The organism is Sulfolobales archaeon (assembly GCA_038897115.1).
Taxonomy (GTDB): domain Archaea; phylum Thermoproteota; class Thermoprotei_A; order Sulfolobales; family AG1; genus AG1.
The window spans coordinates 1-4436 of record JAWAXC010000141.1 but is presented as its reverse complement, the minus strand read 5'-3'; the positions used below and the strand labels follow the sequence as shown (position 1 = coordinate 4436).

7 protein-coding genes are annotated in these 4436 nt (G+C 46.0%); 5 read left to right on the top strand and 2 right to left on the bottom strand.

Going from position 1 to position 4436, the window contains the following annotated elements:
* On the top strand, positions 1 to 226 hold a 226-nt coding region (locus QXE01_11730; GenBank protein ID MEM4971907.1), incomplete at its 5' end, for a hypothetical protein.
* A 22-nt stretch (positions 227 to 248) separates the two neighbouring features.
* On the opposite strand, the gene QXE01_11725 is transcribed toward QXE01_11730, so the two are convergent.
* Both QXE01_11725 and QXE01_11720 read right to left on the bottom strand, forming a co-directional pair.
* Positions 249 to 908 carry a TIGR00296 family protein gene (locus QXE01_11725; GenBank protein MEM4971906.1) on the bottom strand — a complete coding sequence of 220 codons (660 nt, stop codon included), beginning with the start codon at positions 906 to 908 and terminating at the stop codon, positions 249 to 251.
* A gap of 69 nt (positions 909 to 977) precedes the next feature.
* Positions 978 to 1307, bottom strand: a complete 330-nt coding sequence (locus QXE01_11720; GenBank protein ID MEM4971905.1) for a DUF2175 family protein — start codon at positions 1305 to 1307, stop codon at positions 978 to 980.
* 315 nt (positions 1308 to 1622) lie between these two features.
* Between QXE01_11720 and QXE01_11715 the strand changes: the two genes are divergently transcribed.
* The 4 genes from QXE01_11715 to QXE01_11700 form a co-directional block, all read left to right on the top strand.
* A complete protein-coding gene (locus tag QXE01_11715; protein MEM4971904.1) occupies positions 1623 to 2357 on the top strand; it encodes a hypothetical protein in 735 nt (244 codons plus the stop codon).
* Positions 2350 to 3390, top strand: a complete 1041-nt coding sequence (locus QXE01_11710) for an ABC transporter ATP-binding protein (protein MEM4971903.1) — start codon at positions 2350 to 2352, stop codon at positions 3388 to 3390. Before QXE01_11715 ends, QXE01_11710 begins: the two co-directional genes overlap by 8 nt.
* Positions 3387 to 4139, top strand: coding sequence for an ABC transporter permease (locus tag QXE01_11705; GenBank protein ID MEM4971902.1), 753 nt, complete (start codon positions 3387 to 3389; stop codon positions 4137 to 4139). The genes QXE01_11710 and QXE01_11705 overlap by 4 nt, the downstream gene beginning before the upstream one ends.
* Positions 4140 to 4247: 108 nt before the next feature.
* Positions 4248 to 4436 (top strand): hypothetical protein (locus QXE01_11700; protein ID MEM4971901.1); only part of this gene is annotated, 189 nt, incomplete at its 3' end.

Below are 4436 nucleotides of genomic sequence, written 5' to 3'. Positions count from 1 at the left end.
TCCCACGAGCTATGCTGCCGCGGCAATCTATATAGCTGCGAAGAGGCTTGGGAAGCCAATTAGCAAGACAAGAGTATCCCTCGCAGCAGGGATCACCGAGGTTACTGTTAGGGCTAGGCTGAGGGAGATAGCTGAGAAGCTTGGTATAGATGTTGAGGAGGAGATCAAGAGATCAAAGACCCGTGGAAAGAGCTCTAGAAGGGTGAGGGCTGAGGCGCGTAAATAGCTTAACAACCATATTATCCATATTAGGAGCATCTAGATCTATACTCCCCAAATAGATCCCTCTCAACAACCTCCCCACCAGGGGTCTTTTCATAGAAAACCCTCCCAGGGATCCTATATGTCTTCACACCCCTCCTCATCCAGCATGCCAGATCCAGCCCTGCTTTGAGGCATGTCTCGCCAAGGAAGGTCTCCTCATCCCAGCAGTATTCAACGGGGACCTGGGGGAGGAGTATCCCTGATCCATATATGCTCTCAACGTATAGAGCATCCCTACCAATAACTATATCCCTGGGCCCTCTAACCTCTATCTTGGGCCCTAGCACCGCTATCTCTATAGCTATAGAGCTCATCTCACCCCTTGAAAGGGGCTTGAACCTAGGATCCTTGAACGCGGATGCAACAGCTGACTCGACAACAGCTCTAGCTAGCTCTAGATGGTGGGCTGTGAAGCCTATACAGCCCCTCAGGGTTCTGCTGGAGCCGCTCACCTTCTCAAGGGTTACGAAGACTGCTGCCTTCTTACCCATCCTAGGATCTATTTTGAAGAGCTCTTCATAGTCCATCGGGATCTCATCCTCACCCCCATACTCCATATAGAGCTCAATAGCCTTTCTAGCCAGTCTAATAAGCTTAGCCATCAGACCTAGATCTATCTCCTCTATAGAGAGAATATCCCCCATAGAGGTCCATATATATGGATGAAACAGGGCTAAATATTGCTTAAAACAGATCTATGGATTAAAACCTAGCTACACATATCCGAGGAGCTTGCCAAGCTCATTACCGAGAAACGCTGAGTGCTTCTCAAGATCCTTTCTAGCAGCAGCAATCAAACCCCTGAGATGCTCACCCTCAGCCTCGATCTCAGCTGTTTTAAGCCTCACAATAGCATATGTCAAAGCCTCATTAGCCTCTAAGAGGGAAAGGGCATCCCTAGAGAGGCCCTGGGATCTCTTTACAAGCTCACCAACAACACACTCAAAATGAGCAAAACCTATGTTCTTAATCACAAGAAACCTCTGACCCTCAATAACCTGCTCACCACATATACCGCATTTCCAAACCTTATACCTACTCATACACCTCCCACCCTCGCTCAAATTCCAATCACATAGCCTCTTATATCTTTAAACCTCTAGATATTACCATAATATATCGATGCTCTAACTGTTTTAAAAGGGCAGGGTCGATCGATACTGTATCTATGGATAGATTAATGGACTATCAGATCTCCTGTCCCACAACCTCAACATGGATCGACGCTTATTACCCCCCATGCTTTTTTTTTGGGGAGTAGCTATGGTATGTGTCGTAATATGTACAGAGGAGGAATGTATTATCATATGTATTCTATAACTTTTTTTAATTAGCTATCTAATACTTAGGTGATGGTGATGACCAGTAATAGCCATTCTTCGGTGGAAGTAGTATGCATGGATGAGGAGAGGGTATGCACCTCGGTTAGAGAGGATGCTGAGAAGCTTTTCCAGATGCTCCGTGGAATAGGTCTTGATCTCGGTAGGGTATTGGTTATAGTTAGGAGATGTGGTGAGCAGTCTATGATCCATCTTGGTGGGACTAGCATATCTGGGATCAACGCTATTAGTATTTTTCCCACAGGTGTTGATAGATCTTTTGGTTTTGTTGAGATGCTTAGCAGAGCTATATCCTCATATATATATTCACAGGATATCCTCCCAAGCTGCCCTAGATGGGTTGTTGAGGGCTTCTCCCTCTATGCAGCTTTGAAAGTATACTCAAGGTTTGATCCTGATGGCGCCTCTGAGGTTGAGAAACACTATGTAGAGGCTGGTGAGAGGGGTATGGCTGGGATAGAAGATCTTAGATCATGGGTATATAGAGATCACCCAGCTATACAGCTGATCGGGAAGATGCTTGGGGAGAAGGTATCTAAGCTACTCAAAGCATTCTATAGCGATGGCCTCGATAGGAAGGAATGCTCAGATGCAGCAGCACCTATGAGGGGAAGGGCATATATCCTGGTTAAGAAGTTTCTTGAAACCAGGGAAGGCCACATAGATCTTAGAGGCTTTTTGGCGAGCATAGCCGCGTCAGGGGGCGAGTGTGAGAAGAAGATCTATGGCTTGGGTGGGGGCGGCGATGGATAGCGGTGTGGTTTTCTCAGATGTGTATAAATATGTGCTTCGGGGAGCCAGCTTCAAAACGGGTGACAAAGGAGTATATGTGCTCCTAGGCCCTAATGGGAGTGGGAAGACAACAGCTCTGAGACTCGCTGCAGGGGTTTTAAAACCTGATAAGGGGTTTGTCAGAGTTGGTGGGGAGGATCCTTATAGGGATCATGATCTTAGAGGTAGGATAACCTATGTAGCGAATAATCCTCTCGCCGACTCCTTCGAGAACGTGGCTAGATATCTAACCTTCTACCTCAGAACAACACCTAGAGATGTTAGAGGGGATCTCCGAGAAGCCCTATCATACTTCGGCATAGAGGGGCTCTCGAAGGAGGCTATATATAGGCTTAGCGCTGGGCAGAGGAAGAGGGTTGAGCTATCTAAGATCCTGCTGCGTAGGGCTCCATATATATTTGTGGATGAGCCCACAGCCAATCTAGATCAGGATGGAAGGCGTAGAGTGGTTGAGCTATTGAAGAAAATCTCCGATAGATCTCTAGTTCTTGTAGCAACACACGAGCTAGATCTAGTGGAGGTGCTTAGGGCAGATGTTATAAGGATAAGAGGAGGATCTGTTGAGGGTGTCTATAGCTATGATGAGTTCACAAGGATCTCTGAGGGGCTTGTGGGAGGATATATAATAGGATCCAGATTATTGCTTAGAAAAGCCACAGGAGATCCTAGGAAGGCCCTGGAGAAATACGGATCATCAGTAGAGATCTTGAGATTCGAGGTAGACCATAGAGCTCTATTCAGAAGCCTCGGCATAGAAAATATACCTGAAACCTCCTCCATCTCCATAATCTGGGTAAGGAGGGAGGATGTGGAGAAGATGAGGGAGAGGATGCAGGGTGTAACCATTATGGGTGGGCTTAATATCCAGATACCGATTAACATAGAGATCCTGGTTAAGGATAGATCTCTTGTGCCAAAGCTGGTGGAGGATATAATGTCAATAGGCGAGATAGAGGATCTAAGAGTCTCTAGGGTTGTTGGTGAAAAGCCTTGAGGATCTACTGGAGATTTGAGATCTTCGCATATCTAGCTATCAACGAGCTCCTAGGGATCTATAGTAGGAGGTTGGAAATGATTATATCTCCAGCCATATCTATGGCTCTTGCAATGACGCTAACGCCTCTAGGGCTGATCCTCTACGGATCATCTATAGAGCTCCATAAGGTTGTGATCTCGGGGTTTGTTGTCACAGGGATGGTGATGGGGACCTCTATATCTACTGCATACTATTTGGTTGAAGCAAGCCTCGAGGCTATTGAAAGGCTCTTGCAGATACCTCTGCCTAGATGGGCTGTGCTGCTAGCAAGATCCATGTCCTCAGCCGTGGCTGGGATACCGGTGCCAATCATGGTTCTAGCTCTAGCTATACCTTATATAGGCTTCTCCTTGATCTCTATGGCAGCTGTTATAATAGCATCCCTCGTAATACCCCTAGGCGTTATAGGAGTAGCATCGCTGATAGGGTATCTCGTGAAAAACCTACCCAGGCTCTCCATAGCTATATCCCTTTCATCCTCAGCGCTAACCTATCTAAGCCCTCTATACTATCCACTTGATGTGCTACCAAACATAATAAGGATCCTGGTTATGGCTAATCCAGCATCCCTAGGTGTAGAGCTTATAAGAAGATCTATTATCCAAGGTATCCTAGATATTAATTTGATCCCACCCCTCCTGCTGGTTAACCTAGCATGGTTCCTAACAGGTATGGCGGCAATGCTTAGGAAAATAGATAAGAGGTGATATTTAAATAGATGAACTAGTTGTGTGAATTATAGATGTATGCCATCGCTGGTCCCGATCAACGATAATATATTTCTTATACTAAATATAATTAGTAAGGTGTTTTGCTTGGCCCGGGCTAGGCAGGCTCCTGCTAGGGCTCAGCCCTCTATAGTTGTTCCAAGATACTTTAGATATATATCTATGGTTGTTCTCGCAGCAACAATAGCTCTCGCGGTTTATCTAAGGCTCCTCCCCTTTCTAAACACTATTCAGAATGGCTATCACCCATATCTAGATGAGCTAGACCCCTATGAG

Coding starts and splice junctions, on each gene's coding strand:
- QXE01_11710 (MEM4971903.1), top strand. CDS start 2,350: ATGGATAGCGGTGTGGTTTTCTCAGATGTGTATAAATATGTGCTTCGG.
- QXE01_11720 (MEM4971905.1), bottom strand. CDS start 1,307: ATGAGTAGGTATAAGGTTTGGAAATGCGGTATATGTGGTGAGCAGGTT.
- QXE01_11715 (MEM4971904.1), top strand. CDS start 1,623: ATGACCAGTAATAGCCATTCTTCGGTGGAAGTAGTATGCATGGATGAG.
- QXE01_11725 (MEM4971906.1), bottom strand. CDS start 908: ATGGGGGATATTCTCTCTATAGAGGAGATAGATCTAGGTCTGATGGCT.